General features: G+C 37.5%; 14 protein-coding genes and 1 other annotated feature. Of the genes, 8 read left to right on the forward strand and 6 right to left on the reverse strand.

The features are described 5' to 3' along the window. Window positions 1-54 precede the first annotated feature (54 nt). Together H5S10_RS03515 and H5S10_RS03520 are read right to left on the reverse strand one after the other, a co-directional pair. Window positions 55-462, reverse strand: a complete 408-nt coding sequence (locus H5S10_RS03515; RefSeq protein ID WP_182588712.1) for a VOC family protein — start codon at window positions 460-462, stop codon at window positions 55-57. A 24-nt stretch (window positions 463-486) separates the two neighbouring features. Beyond that, entirely contained in the window at window positions 487-1,230 is a 744-nt protein-coding gene (locus H5S10_RS03520) for a hypothetical protein (protein WP_003666612.1), read from the reverse strand. A gap of 251 nt (window positions 1,231-1,481) precedes the next feature. On the opposite strand from H5S10_RS03520, the gene yaaA reads away from it, so the two are divergent. Then, window positions 1,482-2,231, forward strand: a complete 750-nt coding sequence (gene yaaA, locus H5S10_RS03525; RefSeq protein WP_182588717.1) for a peroxide stress protein YaaA — start codon at window positions 1,482-1,484, stop codon at window positions 2,229-2,231. Window positions 2,232-2,458: 227 nt separating this feature from the next. Here the strand turns inward: yaaA and murI are convergent, their stop codons facing one another. From murI to H5S10_RS03540, 3 genes are all read right to left on the reverse strand, one after another. Next, window positions 2,459-3,247 (reverse strand): glutamate racemase, encoded by a 789-nt coding sequence (murI, locus tag H5S10_RS03530; RefSeq protein ID WP_182588719.1) that lies wholly within the window; start codon window positions 3,245-3,247, stop codon window positions 2,459-2,461. Between the two features lie 14 nt (window positions 3,248-3,261). Next, window positions 3,262-4,722, reverse strand: a complete 1,461-nt coding sequence (gene gadC / locus H5S10_RS03535; protein WP_182586025.1) for a glutamate:gamma-aminobutyrate antiporter — start codon at window positions 4,720-4,722, stop codon at window positions 3,262-3,264. Between the two features lie 107 nt (window positions 4,723-4,829). Beyond that, window positions 4,830-6,236 carry a glutamate decarboxylase gene (locus tag H5S10_RS03540; RefSeq protein ID WP_182586026.1) on the reverse strand — a complete coding sequence of 469 codons (1,407 nt, stop codon included), beginning with the start codon at window positions 6,234-6,236 and terminating at the stop codon, window positions 4,830-4,832. 452 nt (window positions 6,237-6,688) lie between these two features. Here H5S10_RS03540 and H5S10_RS03545 point away from each other — a divergent pair, with 452 nt between their 5' ends. Next, window positions 6,689-8,023, forward strand: coding sequence for an NCS2 family permease (locus tag H5S10_RS03545; RefSeq protein WP_182588721.1), 1,335 nt, complete (start codon window positions 6,689-6,691; stop codon window positions 8,021-8,023). 129 nt (window positions 8,024-8,152) lie between these two features. Here the strand turns inward: H5S10_RS03545 and rpsD are convergent, their stop codons facing one another. Then, window positions 8,153-8,758: a 30S ribosomal protein S4 gene (gene rpsD, locus H5S10_RS03550; RefSeq protein ID WP_003666632.1), complete on the reverse strand. Its 606-nt coding sequence runs from the start codon at window positions 8,756-8,758 to the stop codon at window positions 8,153-8,155. 390 nt (window positions 8,759-9,148) lie between these two features. Here rpsD and ezrA point away from each other — a divergent pair, with 390 nt between their 5' ends. The 6 genes from ezrA to cydB all read left to right on the forward strand — a co-directional run bounded on the left by ezrA (window position 9,149) and on the right by cydB (window position 19,264). Next, window positions 9,149-10,852: a septation ring formation regulator EzrA gene (gene ezrA, locus H5S10_RS03555; RefSeq protein WP_325064750.1), complete on the forward strand. Its 1,704-nt coding sequence runs from the start codon at window positions 9,149-9,151 to the stop codon at window positions 10,850-10,852. Window positions 10,853-11,074: 222 nt separating this feature from the next. Continuing rightward, window positions 11,075-12,223: a cysteine desulfurase family protein gene (locus H5S10_RS03560; protein ID WP_182586028.1), complete on the forward strand. Its 1,149-nt coding sequence runs from the start codon at window positions 11,075-11,077 to the stop codon at window positions 12,221-12,223. A gap of 21 nt (window positions 12,224-12,244) precedes the next feature. After that, window positions 12,245-13,465 (forward strand): tRNA uracil 4-sulfurtransferase ThiI, encoded by a 1,221-nt coding sequence (gene thiI / locus H5S10_RS03565; RefSeq protein WP_003666641.1) that lies wholly within the window; start codon window positions 12,245-12,247, stop codon window positions 13,463-13,465. Between the two features lie 42 nt (window positions 13,466-13,507). Continuing rightward, window positions 13,508-13,719: a binding site (T-box leader), on the forward strand. A 72-nt stretch (window positions 13,720-13,791) separates the two neighbouring features. Further along, window positions 13,792-16,446, forward strand: a complete 2,655-nt coding sequence (locus H5S10_RS03570; RefSeq protein ID WP_182586030.1) for a valine--tRNA ligase — start codon at window positions 13,792-13,794, stop codon at window positions 16,444-16,446. Window positions 16,447-16,828: 382 nt separating this feature from the next. Beyond that, entirely contained in the window at window positions 16,829-18,247 is a 1,419-nt protein-coding gene (locus H5S10_RS03575; RefSeq protein WP_003666643.1) for a cytochrome ubiquinol oxidase subunit I, read from the forward strand. Then, window positions 18,248-19,264 (forward strand): cytochrome d ubiquinol oxidase subunit II, encoded by a 1,017-nt coding sequence (gene cydB, locus H5S10_RS03580; protein ID WP_182586031.1) that lies wholly within the window; start codon window positions 18,248-18,250, stop codon window positions 19,262-19,264.

Genomic DNA, 19,264 nt, shown 5'->3' on the forward strand with positions numbered 1-19,264 from the left:
TAATTAAAAAGGCGAGGCTGGAAGAATTCTTCTTCCGGCCTCGCCTTTGGTGTTTTATTTTACGATTTCACAGAATTCAATTGTTTCACTGTTAGGACCTTCAATATTAAAGAACTTAATTCCCTTATTCCAGAAATCAAGATGTTGAACTTCGTCGTCCTTTAGTTTGAAACCTTCATCCTTAGCAGCCTTGAAAGCCGCATCAGCATCGCTAGTATTAAGGGAAATGTGGTTAATAGCACCAGTTTCGTGAACCGCACCGTCACCAGTCCAGATTTCTAAAGTAAGGTGACCGTATTGCATGAAAACAACTTCATTTCCTTGGTCATCAGTATCAAATTCGCCAAGCTTCTTAAAACCAAGCTTTTCCCAAAAAGCAATTGTTTTTGCCATGTCATCGGTTGGAATCCCAATGTGTTGTACATCGTCAAAGTAACCTGCTAAACTCTTGTTAAATGCCATAATAAATCACTCCTGTATAAACTTTTAATTACCAATATCAAGGGCCTGGTGTTTTAATTTAGGGAAGATATAACGGTCTGCCCAACCAGTAATTGCACCTTGGAAGGCAAGGGCAAATAATGTTCCTAATCCAAAGTTGTAAATACCGCCTTGCATGAATGCAGCGATAATTGCCATAATTGTTGGCGGAATGTATGATAACCACATCGCAATTGTTGCGTTACCATGGCAATAACGGAAACGAATAATTTGGAAAAGGTCATCAGCGGGGTGTAACACGAGGTTGACACGCTGATAAATTGAAATGGCGGTTCCGATGAAAGCAACCCCTAAGAAGTTAATGAAAACATATAGGATAATCATCGGTAAAGTAGTGGCGTCCGGCATAATGCGGTTAAAAATGTCAGAGAACCACTGAATAAAAATAGAAAATGGCAACATGAAAATAAAATTACCACCAATTCGTCGCCAGTCCCACTTATGCATCAAAATTGCGTTGAGGACAGAGGTTAACATCCCTAAGACCATGAAAGCCCAGAAAAGGGTCATGGAATTATTCCCTAAAACGGCGATCCCCAGGTTGTTTTCTGCGGCTGTCCAATAAGCGGAGCCAAGAAATTGTGGGTGAACGTGTGAACTTGTAACAAGTGTTAAAACGTTCCCCATTGAGTTAATAACAATTGACAGTGCAAAGTATGCCCAACTAGCAGTTAATGAAATTGTTCGCTCGGCAACTTGACCTTGTACTGGAACTTTTTCTTGTTCCATTATATTCTCCCTTCCAACTTGACCAATTATTTGGTGAAGTTATTCACTTTCTCTCTACGATGAATTAATTTACAACCATCAAAAAAACTTGTCAAGCGCTTCACAAGCTGAAATGACGGGTTTTATACTATACCAAAATTATTGAAACGATTTACTGAAAGCGCAATCATTAAATAGGCGTAGGAAACATAAATCTAATTAGACCAATTAACTGAAAAAGCTTACAAAAAAATTTTGAAAGGATGAGATATGTGAAAATAATCATTTCTCCAGCACGAACAATGCAAGTTGATACCGACTCCTTACTTTACAAAGATTTGCCGGAATTTCTTCAGCAGACAAAAGACATTTTAGGGTGGATGAGGAGTTTGTCTTATGATGAGTTACACAAAGTATGGGGGAATTGCAGCTCGCGTTTAGCAATGAAAAATTATCAATGGCTCCAACAAATGGATCTTCAACGAAAGCTGACGCCAGCAATTATTGCCTTTACTGGTCTGCAATATCAATATATGGCGCCAAGTGTTTTCTCAGATGATGGGCTGAAATACGTTCAAGATAATTTACGGATATTATCAGGATTTTATGGTATTTTACGGCCGTTTGATGGGATAATACCTTATCGCTTAGGGATGGGTGACATGGCGCCAGTGAATGGATATAAAAACCTTTATGACTTTTGGGGAGATCAACTTTATCAGGAGCTCTATAAGAATAATGATTTAGTAATTAGCTTAGCCTCGGTCGAATACGAAAAGGCAATTACTCCTTATCTACAAACTCAGGATCGATTTATCAAATGTATTTTTGGAGAAGAAATAGATGGGAAGATAAAACAAAAAGCAACATTAGCTAAAATGGCGCGTGGGAACATGGTGCGATATTTAGCAGAAAACCAAATTCAAACAATTGAAGGGGTCAAACAGTTTAATATCGGCGGTTATCGTTTTCGGAAAGATTTGTCTACTGATGTAAAATTGGTTTTTGAACTAGTGAAGTAAAAGCAATCATATTATTTGCCAAACTTTTTGAATTGTTTTACGAAAGAAACTATGTACAACAGGGATCAATCTCTTAATTAAAGTCCTACGAAAGAACGAATGTATGGAATAAAAGTTTGGTGTGGTTAGAATAATGCTAGGATCAGTTTAAAAATATAATGGCATAACTCCAGTACCAAACTGAAATTATGCCACGGTAACTTACCATTTTAATTTTTGGATTCACTTTATAAGGTTAAGCTTGCACAGGATGTATAATTTCCATGCAGCCATTTATTAGCACCTGTTATTAATGTGTTTTTATTACCTGTTGAGTAAAGATGATATGTTGCGGTGGTAGTACTCAACAAGTTTTTATCTTTTAATAAAGTTTGTAGATGGATAACTGTTTCTTTTGCAGGATCGACTAATTGGACGTGTTTGCCAACCTTATTTTGAATTTGCTTTTTTAAAAATGGAAAGTGAGTACACCCTAAAATTAAAGTATCAATTGGATGAGTATCGAAAATAGATAACTGCTCATTAACAACTTGTTGAGCTTGTGGTGTATCAGTAAGTCCATGCTCAACGATTGAGACTAAAGGTTGGGCTGCTTGGCTGATGACTTTAATTGTTGGATCAATTTTGTGAATTTCTCTTTCGTAAGCTCCGTCTTTTATAGTTGAATCGGTTGCGATTACTCCAATAGTATGTGCATGTGTATTGACTGCTGCTTGGGCGCCAGGATGAATTACACCGATGACTGGAATAGGCAGTGCTTTTTTGACTGTAGATAAAGCTGCTGCTGTTGCTGTATTGCATGCAATTACCATTAATTTTACTGGGTACTTTTCTAAGTATTTACCAATTGTTAAAACAAACTTTCTTACTTCAGCCTGGGGCTTCGTACCATATGGAAAATGTCCCTCATCTCCTACAAATACTATTGATTCATCGGGTAATTGTTGTTGGATAAGTCTGACAACGGATAATCCACCAAGTCCTGAATCCATGACTCCAATAGGTTGATTATTCATATTTTGCCATCTCCTTACTTATGATTTTCTTGATTCTTTATATTTTCGTCTAATAAACCAGTATGATGCTTTTTTGTTAGCTGAAAAATAATAAATGGAATTGTCAAAACAACAAGGAAGCTTATGATTAAAATCGCCATATATGTTCCATGAGATGAAGCAGGTAGTGAAGTAGTTGGGAAAAATGAGATGATAAAAGCAAATAATGTTACTAAGAAACCACAAACAGCAATTATTGTTTTTCCAAAAGTGCCGCCTGGTACATTATAAGTTCTTGGTAAATCTTTCTTTTTATATACTAAAACCAAATAACTAATAAAGAATAGGAAGTAAGCGACTAAATAAATAACAACCGTCAAACCCATGGCGGCAAAGAAAGAAACATTACCGCCGCCACCACCGAGGGTTAAAACGGCATCCCAAATTGAAACGATAATTCCCTGGACAATGATTAGCCGAACAGGAATATCATGTTTATTTGTTTTCTTGAAATAGCTAGGAAGAATACCGATTTTGGCGGTATCGTAAATAGCACGAGAAGGTCCTGTTACCCATGAACTAATCTCTGCAATAACACCACATGCCAACATTAGCCCGACAATACGAGTAAGCCAGCCTAATTCACCATGGCTTAAATTAATAAATAGGTAGTTAAATGCTTGGACAACACCGGCACTTAATGAAAGTTGGTTTTGTGGAATAACAGCAGCAACGGTTAAACCACCTAGTGTATCTAAACAAATTGCTAAGATAACGAGGATAAACATAACTAACGGATAATTCTTATTTGGATTTTTGAGCTCATTAATGTAAGAAGCAGAAGCCTCTCCACCCATGTAGGCTAAAATAAACGAGACAAAAACAACGAGTGTATCAACTTTAGAAAAATCAGGTATAAATTGATGTGCTGAGAAAGTAATCAATAACTTTCCGCCAGAACATAGATACCAAATGGCAAGAATAAATAGTATTGCTGACGGAATTAAAATGCCGATTAAAAAGCCAAATTTTGCAATTTTTTGAGTATATTTGGTTCCACCAAATTGGGAAAATGTAACTAACCAGAAGACAATCAATACTCCCCAGAATTTAATCCAGGCATTATTAGTTAGTGCGGGCCAACCCACAACAAATGATAATGCTCCCAAAATAAAGTAAATCATTGTACAAAAATTGACCGTAATTTGAAACCACTGGAAGAAGATTGCAGCGAAACCAAACCTCGTTCCAAGGGTATGGCTAACCCAACTAAACTCACCTCCACCATTATCGTTCCAACCTTTAACTGTAGCCATTTCAGCAGCACATAATGCCACAGGGATAAACCAAAATAGACCTCCTAATATCAGAAAGAATACAAGATGAAGTTTGGAAGTAGCAAAAGTTGGATATTCATAAACTGTTAAGACCATTGCTGCAGTAATTGAAAAGAAACCCCACATTGTAAGAGTCCTTTTATTTTGTAATGTATTCATAATGATGATATACCTCCTTTTTCATTTAGGTGATATAAAAAATGTTCTACATAATTAAAAAGCTTTCACCAAGGCTTAACTATGTAGAACAAATGCAGTCTTAAAAATTAATGTGCAAAGCCATACTTTTTAAGTTCAGTTGTTTTTTTTCCAACTAAAGTCGAGTTGTTTAAAGCTTTAATATCACGTTGCATATCATCAATAAATTCATGTGCTCGGCTCATCCCGAAATCTGCTCGACATACAATTCTTTGCACTTCTACTGTATCTAAATTCTTCGGTAGAGGGTAGGCAGGGACTTGCCAACCTTGCATTCGTAGACGATCAGCTAAGTCGTATAATGACCAATTTTGAGCAGTTAGATCTTTTAGCTTATAACAGATAATTGGAAGTTGTGATCCATCATTAACCATTTCAAACATACCCATTTTTTCAATTTCCGTTGAGAGATAAACGGCGACATCATGAGTACGCTTTTGAATCTTTTGATAGCCATCAAAACCAAAACGTACAAAGTTGTAATATTGCCCAATGATTTGGGAAGCACTGCGTGAGAAATTAATCGCCATTGTCGGCAATTCACCGCCCAAGTATTGGACTTTGAAAATTAAGCTTTCAGGTAGAAACTTTTTATCACGCCAAAGAACCCAACCAATTCCTGGATAAACTAATCCGTACTTGTGACCAGAAGAATTAATTGAAACAACATTCTTAAGTTGAAAGTCCCATTTTATATCTGGTTCCATAAATGGAGCATAGAAACCACCAGAAGCGGCATCAACATGAATATATACTTTATAGTCAGTAGTTTTGTTATATTCTTCAACAAGATCATTTAATTTCGCAATATCATCGTAACGACCGGTATAAGTAATACCCATAATGCCAACGATTCCAATAGTATATTCATCAACGTAATCCATTACAGTATTCATATTAAGTGATTGGTGTTCTTCATCCATTGGAACGGTTCGAAGTTCAACATCAAAATAGGTTGCAAATTTTTCCCAGCAAACTTGGTAACCGGATGATATTACTAGATTTGGCTTTCGGGCATGAATGTCAAGGCCTAACTTTTTAGCACGCTCGCGCCATGCAAATTTCATTGCCAAGCCACCAAGCATACAACCTTCAGAAGAACCAACAGTTGAAGTTCCAATATAATCTTCATCTTTTTGACCATGCCATAAATTAGCAATAATATTGACACAGCGGTTTTCTAATTCAGCAGTTCGCGGATATTCATCTTTGTCGATAGCGTTTTTTTGCATCGTTTCTGCCATAATTTCCGTTGCTTTAGGTTCCATGTATGTTTGACAGAAGGTTGCTAGGTTTTCACGAGCGTTGCCTTCATCAATTAGTTGATCTTTTACGATACGATAAGCTACTTCTGGAGTAACAGATTCTTGATTTAATTCGTATTTTGATAAAGCATGATCAGAAGTATACGAGCCAAAAATTGGATCTAATACATCACGCTTTTCCTTATCATTTTTTCCATATAGTCCTGCCATAAATGATAGCCTCCTTAGTCAATTTACTAATTGTCTCTTTTTTGCATTCTTAAATAAAATTAATATGTGATAACTAAAATAGTTAATTATAGAAGTTGAATGCATATTAAAACGAAGGCAAAAAGCAATACAAAATAAGCTGTCAGCACTGAAGAAAATTTGATTGTCTATAAATAATAATTATTATTTACACTTTCAACTATATGCTTTTTTTTTTTGCAACGATTGTGCTATTAAAAAAATTATAATCAAAGCTTGCTATGTTGGTATAAATGAAATAGAAGATAAGACATGAACGAGCTTGAAAGATAGATTAAAAGATATATTGTTCGTTATTTAGTGAAAAACATTAATTATCTTTGCTTTATCCGAATTTAAAGTAAAGATTTGCATTGAATTATTCTTAAATATATGTAATAATCGCACTATCATATTTGTTTGGGGTGTGTATTTTGGAAGAAACACGAACAATCGGTTTTATTGACCGAACCTTTCATTTATCAGAGAATGGCACGAATATTAAACAAGAATGTTTAGCTGGATTGACGACTTTTGTTTCAATGGCCTATATTCTTTTTGTTAATCCGAGCGTACTAGGAGTAGCCGGAATGGATAAAGGAGCGGTTTTTACTGCTACTGCTTTATCAGCAATTATTGGCTGCTTTTTGATGGGAATTTTGGCTAATTATCCAATTGCGATTGCTCCGGGATTAGGTGATAATGCTTTCTTCACTTATTCGGTCGTATTAGCAATGGGAATTCCGTGGCAAAAAGCAATGGCTGGTGTTTTTGTTGCCTCTGTCTTATTTACGATCTTGTCTTTCCTTAAAGTACGGGAAATTGTAATTAATGCTATTCCTAAAGATTTGAAATACGCAATAGCTGCGGGGATTGGAATTTTTATCTCTTTTGTTGGTTTGCAGGGTGGTGGAATCATTGTTTCAAGTAAATCATCATTAGTTGAATTAGGGTCTTTGACAGTGCCTACAACTTGGATTACGATTTTTGGGATTTTCTTGATTGCAATTTTAATGGTCAAAAAGGTTCCAGGAGCAATTTTTATCGGCTTGGTTGTAACAACGCTTCTTGGTTTATTAACGGGATTGGTTAAGATGCCGGATCATTTAATTTCAATGGCTCCTAGCTTAGAACCAACTTTTGGAGTAGGGATTAAGTTCTTGCCAACAATGACTGATCCGAAGATGTGGGCTGTTGTCTTAATCTTCTTATTGGTAGCTTTCTTTGACACTGCTGGAACCTTGGTTGGGTTAGCCCAAGAAGCAGGTTTAATGAAAGATAATAAAATGCCCCGGATTGGTCGGGCTTTGATGGCCGATTCGCTTTCGATGTTAGGAGGGGCGGTAATGGGAACAACCCCAACTTCTGCCTATGTTGAATCTTCAGCTGGTATTGCGGTTGGTGGGAAAACTGGCTTGACGGCGATTGTAACAGGGACGCTTTTCGTTTTAAGCATGGCATTTTCTCCTTTACTCGAAGTTGTTACTACTCAAGTGACTGCGGCTGCCTTAATTGTGGTTGGAGTATTAATGGTTTCAGCCTTAAAAGACATCGAATGGGATAAATTCGAAATTGCTTTGCCATCATTCTTGGTTGCTATTGGAATTCCGCTAACTTATAACATTTCTTATGGGATTGCATTTGGTTTTCTTACGTATCCGATCTTGATGGTTGCTGCAGGACGTCGCAAAGAAGTAAACGTTGTAATGTGGAGTATGTTTTTTGTTTTTATTGCATTGCTGTATATTTTAAATGTTTTGCCAAAATGAAAAACACCCTAAGATTGTTTAAGCTCAACAATCTTAGGGTGTTTTGATTTAGGGTGATACATAAAAAGGCATTCCCAATTCCTGGAGAATGCCTTTTTTAGAGTTGAACCAACAAGTAATACCTAGTGATTACTTGTTGTAGAATTCAACGATAAGAGCTTCATCAATATCAGCGTTCATATCTTCACGTGCTGGAATGCGGTTAAGTTTACCTTCAAGCTTGTCGGCATCAAAGTCAACGTATGAAGGACGAGAAACAACAGCTTCCACAGCGTTCTTGATGATGTCTAAGTTCTTAGACTTGTCACGAACGGCGATGATTTGACCAACCTTAACTTCGTATGATGGAATGTCAACACGCTTACCATCAACAGTGATGTGGCCGTGGTTAACTAATTGACGAGCTTGACGACGAGTAGTGGCTAAACCAAGACGGTAAACCATGTTATCAAGACGACGTTCAAGCAATGCCATAAAGTTGGCACCGTGAGTACCTTCCTTAATCTTACCGGCACGAACGAAAAGGTTTGAGAATTGACGTTCAGTCATACCGTACATAAAACGTAGCTTTTGCTTTTCACGTAATTGTGTACCATATTCTGAAAGCTTGCCGCGACGATCACGACCGTGGTCACCAGGAGCGTAAGCCCGACGTGCTAATTCTTTACCAGTACCTGAAAGTGAAACGCCAAGACGACGTGAAACACGCCAACTTGGACCAGTGTAACGAGACATAAATAAATTCCTCCAATAATTTTAGTTGGAGTAAAATAATCCGATTGTGAGCTTGGCATTCGTGCAGGCTGATTTGAATCTTTCACCCTAGCAGCCGGGTTACTAAAAACACCGTTTGGCACCAGTCTGTTGACGAGCTTGCTCCTCACTGCTGCATTATTTTACACAAAGCCTAGTGTACAACGTTTTATAATAATAAGTCAATCTTTTCTTTAGAAACCTTGTAACTTTTTAAGCAGAATGATGAATAATATAAAAGTTTATTAAACGTAGATGTTTTTTCATATCTTTTAAAGCACGTTCATTGTGGTATGCTATAATTTTGAATAGGATTATACGGATAATTATTGTTCAAGAGCAATAAACAATAAAAAATAGTAGGTGGAAAAAGTGGTTTTTCAAATATTGATTGGTATTTTAATTATTGTTGTAGCAATATTAGCTTGCGTATATTTTTATCAACGACGAGCTGTTAAACAGATCAACGACCTAATGGAAAGCGAGAAAAAGCTAGCAGATCAAAAAGTTGACCAGCAGATAAAGAATGTTGAAGAATTGCAATTAATTGGGGATGCTAAAAAGCAATTTGAAGCAATTAAAAACAAGTATGAAAAACAAGTGCGACCAGCAATCACGGTCTTTAATAAACAAGCTCCCCAATTGTTAGCAGATTCACGGACAAGCAAGTTACTGACAATTAACACTCAGATTCGGGATCTGCAAGCGGATTTGGCAAAGTTAACGGCAACTCTTCAACAGATTCAAAAAGACTTACAACATCTTCGTCAACAACAACATACCCATAAGCAAGCGGTTGAGCAGATTAAAAATAAATATCGTCAATTCCACCGGCAACTAAATGAGAAGAGCTTCGAATATGGAGACAGTGAAAAACAGTTAAATAGCAGATTAAATGAATTGGAAGATCAATTCGCGCAATTTACTGATTTAACTAATAAGGGCGATATTGAAGCGGCCCAAGAAATTTTAAGCAATTTGCAATCTGAAAACGACAAATTTGAACAAGATCTTAAGAAGATTCCTCAGCTCTATAAGCCAATTGCAACCGAGTTTCCAGAACAATTATCCGAGCTAAAAAGTGGTTATGAGACACTTGTAAAGCAAAATTTCCACTTTACGGAGAAAAATATTGATAAGCAAATTGAACAGCTCCAAGCTAAACTGGATCAGACGATTGACCAACTTAACAATTTACAATTAGATGTTGTGGAACAATCTAATAAAGATCTTAGTGATCAGATTGATTACTTATATGGGGTAATGCAGAAAGAAATTGATGCTAAAAATGAGGCTGTTCATTTGATTGAAGTGATGAAGGACTTCACAAAACACGCTCAACGGCAAAATGACGAACTTGGTGTAGAATTAGACCGGTTAAGTTTGAATTACACACTTACTAATCATGAACAAGAAACCGTTCGTGAACTTGGTGAACAAATTAAAGCAATTATTAAGCAGTATCGTGATGACGCAGAAGCAGTCGCTAATAAAACTGCTGTTTATAGTCAGGTGCTTGATCGGCAAAAGTCTAATCAAAAGAACTTGACTGAGATTGAAAAAAGCCAAGAAAAACTTAACGATGAAGTTGCTAAATTGCAGACTGATGAACAACGCGCCCGCCAAATGCTTCAAAAATATTCCACCCAGATTCGTACAATTCATCGGCAAGTAGAGCAATTGAATCTTCCTGGCTTACCTAAAGATTACTTAGATTACTTCTTTGGTGTAAGTGATGAGATTAAAAAGTTAGCTGATGAATTGAATGAATATAAGATCAATATGGATGAGATTACGAAGCAACTAATTATCGTTGAGTCAGACCTAGACACATTAAATGACAAGACTGATATTCTTCGTGATAGTGCGGAATTAACTGAACGATTCCAACAATATGCGAACCGTTTTAGTGATAACGAAAAGATTGCAGCGGCAGCTAAAAAATCCCAAGAACTTTTTAAGCAGTTTAACTACACTGCAAGTTTAGAGGCAATTGCGACCGTTTTAGAGGAAATAGAACCTGGTAGCTACAAACGAATTGAAGATACCTATTATCGTGAAATTGGTAAAAATTAAAAGCTCTGAGAGGAAATTAGGCAAAGAATTCTAATTTCCTCTTTTCTTATTAAATGATAGTGATAATTAATGCCTAATAGCTAATTTTCTGTTATAATATAAAACCGTTTTAAGAAGAGTCGAAATCTTCAGCAGTAGCCTATCCTATACTGTTGAAATCATAATCAGAGTAGGTTACCCATTTGTAACAACCCTGTGTATTATTTTAGGAAGGAAATTAGTATGATCTATTTTGATAATAGTGCGACGACAAAGATACTACCGGATGTTTTGTCGACATACGAAACCGTGAGCCAAAAGATTTGGGGGAATCCAAGCAGTTTACATAATTTTGGTGAAAATGCCTGGAACCTTCAAGAACAGGCACGCCAACAGATTGCAAAGCTATTCGGAGTTAAACCTAGTGAGATTATTTTTACTAGTGGTGGTTCTGAAGGAGATAACTGGGTAATCAAGGGCACTGCAATGGCTAAGCACCGTTTTGGCAAACACATTATTACGACCAGTGTTGAACATGCGGCGGTAAAAAATGCCTTAGAGCAACTAAAAGATTTCGGATTTGAGGTTACTTATCTCCCTGTCGATAAAGAAGGACGGATAAATCCTGCTGATGTAAAAGCCGCTATTCGTCCAGATACTATTTTAGTGTCTATCATGGCGGTTAATAATGAAATTGGAACGATTCAGCCAATTAAAGAAGTGGGAGAAATCCTTAAAGATTATCCCAATATTCACTTTATGGTGGATGCTGTTCAGGCAATTGGTAAGGGATTAGATGACCAAGTATTTAGTGATCGCGTTGATTTTGCTACTTTTTCTGGTCATAAATTTCATGCCCCACGAGGAACCGGTTTTGTTTACGTCAAGAGTGGTCGTAAGTTAGAGCCCTTGATTGCTGGTGGCGGTCAAGAGCGGACACTACGAAATGGAACAGAAAATACACCTGGTAATGTTGCAATGGCAAAAGCAATTCGGTTGGTAAAGGAAAATGAAGCAGAATCAGTCAAACGTGAACAAGCAATCAAAGAACGGATTTACGACCATTTAAGTAAATTTGATCATGTAAAAGTGATTTCTGGCCGCGATCAAGGTTTCGCTTCCCATGTACTGTGCTTTGCAATTGTAGGAGTTCGGGGCGAAACGATTGTTCATGCCTTTGAAGACAAGGATATCTATATTTCAACTACTAGTGCTTGCTCGTCTAAAAAGCATTCCGAAGCTGGAACATTAGCTGCCATGAAGGTTCCAGAAAATATTGCGACAAGTGCAGTTCGGATTAGTCTTGGGGATCAAAATACCCTTGAAGAAGCTGATCAGTTCAATAAAACATTTGATGAACTATACGCTGGTTTTAAGAAAATTATTGAATAAAATCTGAAAGGAGGACATAACGTGCAATATACAGAAATCATGGTTCGCTATGGTGAGCTTTCGACAAAGGGACATAATAAAAAGTCCTTTATTGATCGTTTAGGGGTAAACGTACGAAAGGCCCTTCATAGTTTTGACCAAGTAAAGGTGCATGCACAACGTGATCGGTTACATGTTGAATTAAATGGAGCTGACTATGATCAAGTGATGAATCGCTTGAAGTTAGTGTTTGGGATTCAAAACTTTTCTCCATCAATTAAAGTTGATAAGACTTTTGAAGCAACTGCAGAGGCAGCCGCTCAAATGATCGCTGAACAAGTAGATAAACCAATTACCTTTAAAGTGGAAACTCGTCGGTCGGATCACCAATTTGCAATTGATACATTTGAAATGAACAACAAGCTAGGAGGATACCTCTTAGATAAGTTTCCTGATAAATTAAAAGTTGATGTTCACCATCCGGACCTAACTTTACGAGTTGAGATCCGCCTTAATGGAATTTTCCTTTCAAGTGAAACGATTAAGGGTGCTGGTGGCTTGCCAGTCGGTACTGCTGGTAAGGGAATGATGATGATGTCTGGTGGAATTGATTCACCAGTAGCTGCTTACTTGGGGATGAAGCGTGGTGTTTCAATGGAAATGGTTCACTTCTTTAGTCCGCCATATACTAGTCCCCAAGCTTTAGCAAAGGCCAAGCAACTAACTGAACGTCTTGCAAAATATAGTGGAAGTATTAAGTTTATTCAGGTGCCATTTGCTGAAATTCAGGAAACAGTCAAGGAAAAAGTTCCTGAAGGTTACCTAATGACGATTCAACGGCGGATGATGCTTCGGTTGGCAGCTGCCTTAATGATCAAACGTCATGGCCTGGCTATCTTTAACGGTGAATCATTAGGTCAAGTTGCTTCTCAGACAATGGAAAGTATGCTAGCGATTAATGATGTAACTTCTTATCCGGTATTGCGACCAGTATTGTCATTTGATAAGACCGAAATCATTAAAATTGCCCAAGATATTGATACCTATGATCTTTCAATTCTTCCATATGAAGACTGTTGTACTGTCTTTACACCGCCATCGCCAAAAACTCGGCCAAATGTTGAGCGGGCTCGTGAATACGAAAAACGACTTGATATTGAAGGATTAATGCAACGAGCTCTTGATGGGATTGAAATTACGGAAATTCATCCTGGTGAAGATTATTTAAACCAAAATGAAGATGTTTTTGCTGAATTACTTTAATTAGGCCTTGACGAGGTTTGATAATTTAGCTATGATACATTTTAATAAGCATTGACCGAAAGAGTAGTAAAGCGGCACCTAAAAAGCGAGATCCTGATAGTGAGAGAGGATTAGTTAAACTTTATGAAGGTAGTTCGGGAGCTGATATACTGAAATTAATAGTAGGTATATTCCGGTTCATTTACCGTTATGAAATGATAAAGTGGAGTATTTTATACTCAAATTAGGTGGTACCGCGATGATTCGTCCTATCGATTGTGATAGGGCGTTTTTTAGTTAATGCACAAAATAAAAATGAAGATTGCTTTCTGAAAGGAGTTTCTGCCATGACAGAAAAAGATATGTCAACCAAGTACGATCCAGCGGCGGTTGAAGAAGGCCGTTATCAATGGTGGATTGACCAAGGATTCTTTAAACCAAGTGGTGACAAAAAAGCTCACCCATATTCAATTGTTATTCCACCACCGAATGTTACTGGTAAGTTGCACTTAGGCCACGCTTGGGATACAACTTTACAAGATATGATTATTCGACAAAAGCGGATGCAAGGCTATGATGTATTATGGGTTCCTGGAATGGACCATGCTGGTATTGCCACCCAGGCGAAAGTTGAAGCCCGTCTTCGTAAACAAGGAATTTCTCGTTATGACCTTGGCCGTGACAAGTTTGTTCAACAAGTTTGGGACTGGAAAGATGAATATGCTGATATTATTCACCAACAGTGGGCTAAGATGGGTATTTCTGTGGATTATGACCGCGAGCGTTTTACCCTTGATGAAGGATTAAATAAGGCTGTTCGGAAAGTCTTTGTTGATCTCTACAATAAGGGCTTAATTTATCGTGGAACTTACATCATCAACTGGGACCCACAAGCACGGACGGCCTTATCAGATATTGAAGTTATTCATAAGGACGATAAGGGTGCATTTTATCATGTTAAGTATCCATTTACTGATGGCACTACTTTTAATGGTAAGGATTACATCGAAATTGCCACTACTCGTCCAGAAACAATGTTCGGGGATGAAGCAGTTGCCGTTAACCCTAATGATGAACGTTACAAGGACTTAGTTGGTAAGAAGGTCATGGTACCACTTGTCAACCGGGAAATTGAGATTATTGCTGATGACTATGTAACACCTGAATTTGGTACTGGGATGGTTAAGATTACCCCAGCTCATGATCCAAACGACTTCAAGGTAGGTAAGCGTCACAATCTTCCTGAACTTAATACAATGAATGAAGATGCTTCCATGAACGAAAATGCTGGTAAATACGAAGGTATGGACCGTTTTGAAGCTCGTGAAGCAATCGTTAAGGATCTTCAAGATCAAGGTTACATGTTAAAGATTGACCCAATTGTTCACTCTGTTGGTCACTCAGAACGGACAGGGGTACAAGTTGAAGCCCGTCTTTCAACACAATGGTTTGTTAAGATGAAGCCATTAGCCGAAGCAGCTCTTAAAAACCAAGATACTGATGACCGGGTTAATTTCGTTCCAGAACGATTTGAACACACCTTTACGCAATGGATGGAAAATATTCATGATTGGGTTATTTCTCGTCAATTATGGTGGGGTCACCGGATTCCAGCTTGGTATAACAAACAAACTGGCGAAGTTTATGTTGGTATGGAAGCTCCTAAAGATGCCGAAAATTGGGAACAAGATAAGGATGTTCTTGATACATGGTTCTCCAGTGCGCTTTGGCCATTCTCAACAATGGGTTGGCCTAATACAGATTCAGCAGACTTCAAGCGCTACTTCCCAACTAATACTTTAGTTACTGGTTATGACATCATCTTCTTCTGGGTTTCCCGGATGATTTTCCAATCGCTTGAATTTACGGGTCGGGCACCATTTAAGAATGTCCTTCTTCATGGTTTGATTCGTGATGAACAAGGACGAAAGATGAGTAAATCCTTGGGAAATGGTATTGACCCAATGGATGTTATCAAGAAGTACGGGGTAGATGCCCTACGGTGGTTCTTAATTACTGGCTCAACGCCAGGTCAAGATATTCGTTTTAGCTACACTAAGATGGATGCAGCTTGGAACTTTATTAATAAGATTTGGAACGCTAGTCGTTACGTTATCATGAACCTTGGTGAGATGCCTGCCCCTGTCCTTCCTGATAAGAGTAAGTGGGATTTAGCTGACCGGTGGATTTTGAGTCGGTTAAATGCAACTGTAAAGCAGGTTAACGAACAGTTTGACAAGTTTGAATTTGGTGAAGCTGGTCGGGCGCTTTACAATTTCATCTGGAATGATTTCTGTGACTGGTATATCGAAATGACCAAGGAAAAGCTCAATAATGGGACTGACGAAGAAAAGAATGATACTAAGAATATTCTTGGTTACGTTCTTGACCAGACTTTGAAGATGTTACATCCAATCATGCCATTCGTTACCGAAAAATTATGGCAGTCAATGCCGCATGATGGTGAATCAATTATGGTTGCAGATTACCCAGTTGCTAATGCCGAACTTGATGATCCAGCCGCAACTGAACAAATGAATAGTTTGATTGAATTGATTAAGGCTGTTCGGAACATTCGAAATGAAGCTAATGCACCAATGTCTAAACCAGTTGATATTCTGGTAAAGGTTGATAACGATCACTTGGCTCAGATGTTGAATGATAATCGTGACTATATTGAACGTTTCTGTCATCCAGAAAACTTAACTATTGGTAAGGATGTTGAAGCTCCTAAGCTTGCGATGAGCGGGATTTTAACAGGAGCAGAAGTTTACATCCCAATGGCTGAATTGGTTGATCTTGATGAAGAACGAGATCGGATGAAAAAAGAAATTGCTAAACTTGAAAAAGAAGTAGAACGTTCACAAAAGAAGCTTGGCAATGAAAAGTTTGTTAATAACGCACCGGAAAAGGTTGTTGAAGCCGAACGGCAAAAGGCAACAGAATGGCAACAAAAATTAGCAGCTGCTAAGGAACGACTTCAATCATTACAACAAGCATAGTATCAATTTATAGTAGGATAATTAACATTTTTAATGATAAATGAAAAAATATATCATTTTATTAAATCGATGAACCTACTGTGGAGATACTATTTGACGTAATGTTTATAAATATAGTTTAAAATTAGATTAAAAAGGAATTGGCAATTGCTGATTCCTTTTTTAGTTAATATGAAAAAGCAATCATACATCGTTCTAAAATCTTTATCATTCGATAAGGAATAAAAGTTGATAGTTAAGCGTTTTATTTAGAAATTATTTCACATATTTGCCATTTATTTATTGTAATTATTTATCGCAAGTATTATGATTAATTGTGGAGAAACAGGAAACGGTTTCAACTATTCTTTTTATTGATGTACTTCGGAGGGAGGTATTTATAATGACTATTCTTAGTCTGGCACGTTTCCAATTTGCCATGACGACGGTTTACCACTTCTTCTTTGTTCCATTTTCGATTGGAACAGCTTTTATCGTCGCCATTATGGAAAGTATGTACGTCTCAACTAAAGACGAAACATACAAAAAAATGGCAAAATTTTGGGGAAATATTTTCTTACTTAGTTTTGCGGTTGGTGTTGTTACAGGTTTGATTCAGGAGTTCCAATTCGGAATGAACTGGTCGGATTACTCACGATTTATGGGTGATATCTTTGGTGCCCCGTTAGCTCTCGAAGCTTTGCTATCATTCTTTATTGAATCAACATTTATTGGCTTATGGGTATTCACCTGGAAAAAGGTTAAGCCAGGGCTGCACCTTTTCTTTATTTGGATGACGAGTTTTGGCTCTTTAACATCTGCTTTATGGATTTTAACCGCCAACTCATTCATGCAACACCCAGTTGGTTATGAAATCAAGGGTGGCCGTGCAGTAATGGTCAACTTTGGCGCATTGCTTAAAAATCCTCAATTATGGTATGAATTTGGGCATGTTATCCTTAATGCTATCATGATGGGTGGAATTATTATTGCTGGTTTAACGGCATTTCAGCTTCTCAAGAATCAGAAACTTTCTGAAGCTAATAAGAAGTTTTACAAGAAGTCAATGCGGTTGGGACTTTTAATTTCATTGATTTTCTCTATTGGTGGAATTGCCTTAGGGGATGCCCAGATGCAATACTTAATCAAAGAACAACCAATGAAATTTGCAGCTACTGAAGATGTTTTCACAACTACTGGTAAGCATGCACCATGGACAATTGTCGGTATTGCTGATATGAAAGACCATGAAGTAAAAGGAAATATTGATATTCCATATGCTCTAAGTATTTTGTCATATCATAAAACTACTGGTGCAGTTACCGGGATGAATGAACTTAATGCCCAATATAAGAAAAAGTACGGTAAGAATCTTGATTACTATCCACCAGTAAATACATTATTCTATAGTTTCCGAATTATGTGTGCTGTCGGTGCTTGGATTTTCTTAGTTTCATTAGTTGGTCTAATTATGACCAGAGAAAAGAGTAAGAAACCACTTGCACAACGACGCTGGGCGCTTTGGTGTATTGCAATTACCACTTTCTTACCATTTATCGGTAATACTGCTGGTTGGTTTGTGACAGAATTTGGTCGTATTCCATGGACAGTTTATGGCTTATTTACAATTGCTGAAAGTGTATCGCCAAATGTTTCGGTTGGATCATTGTTAACATCAAATATTGTTTACTTTGTATTATTTACAACTCTTGCAATTACATTAATTTGGTTAATTGTTCTTGAGTTACGTAAAGATCCATCGGAAGCAATTGAACCTAAATTCAAGAAGGTTCTGGACCCATTTGACAAGGAGGCGTTCTAGATGAGTTTTCTTCAATTATTATGGTTTGTATTGATTGGAGTGCTTTTTGCCGGCTTCTTCTTCCTAGATGGATTTGATTATGGGGTAGGAATGGCGGTCGAAACACTTGCTCATAATGAATCAGAGCGTGATCAACTTGTGCGGACAATTGGACCGGTTTGGGATGCAAATGAAGTGTGGTTAATCACTGCTGGTGGTGCAATGTTTGCCTCTTTCCCATACTGGTACGCTAGTCTTTTCAGTGGATATTACTTAATCTTAATGATTATTCTAGCTGGTTTAATTATTCGTGGTGTTTCTTTTGAATTTCGCAAAAATAGTCCAATGCCACAAAAGCGGATTTGGGATTGGGCATTAGCAATTGGTAGTGCCATCGTTCCATTTTTCCTCGGTATTATGTTTGTTAGCATGATTCATGGAATGCCAATTGATGCTAATGGTAATTTCCATGCTGGATTCTTTGATTATTTCAACTGGCTTTCAGTTGTTGGCGGAATTGCCTTATTGCTATTAACCTACTTACATGGAATTAATTATGTTGCTTTGAAGACTACTGGTCCGGTTCAAGAACGAGCTCGGAACTACGCTGAATTTTTGTACTGGATTCTTTATGCTGGCGAAGTTGTCTTTGCATTATTATTAATCTTTATGACTGACTTTATGGCTGTCCACCCAGTTGGCACAATCATCATGCTTGTATTGATTGTTGGCTTCTCAGTTTTGGCTCAAGCGGAAACCTTTGCTGGTCATGAACTGGTTGCATTTATTTCAAGTGGGTTAACCTTAGTATCATTGGTTGTATTGATCTTTATTGGTCTCTTCCCACGGGTACTAATTAGTAGCATTAGTCCGAAGTACAGCATTCTTATTCAAAATGCTTCCTCAACAGAATATACGTTAACAGTGATGACAATTGCTACTTGCTGTCTTTTACCATTTGTTTTGGCATATACAATCTGGGCTTACTGGATTTTCCGTAAACGGATTGCAATGCCGGCTATTCCGGAGGTTAAATAA

This window comes from Limosilactobacillus balticus (genome assembly GCF_014145615.1).
GTDB lineage: Bacteria > Bacillota > Bacilli > Lactobacillales > Lactobacillaceae > Limosilactobacillus > Limosilactobacillus balticus.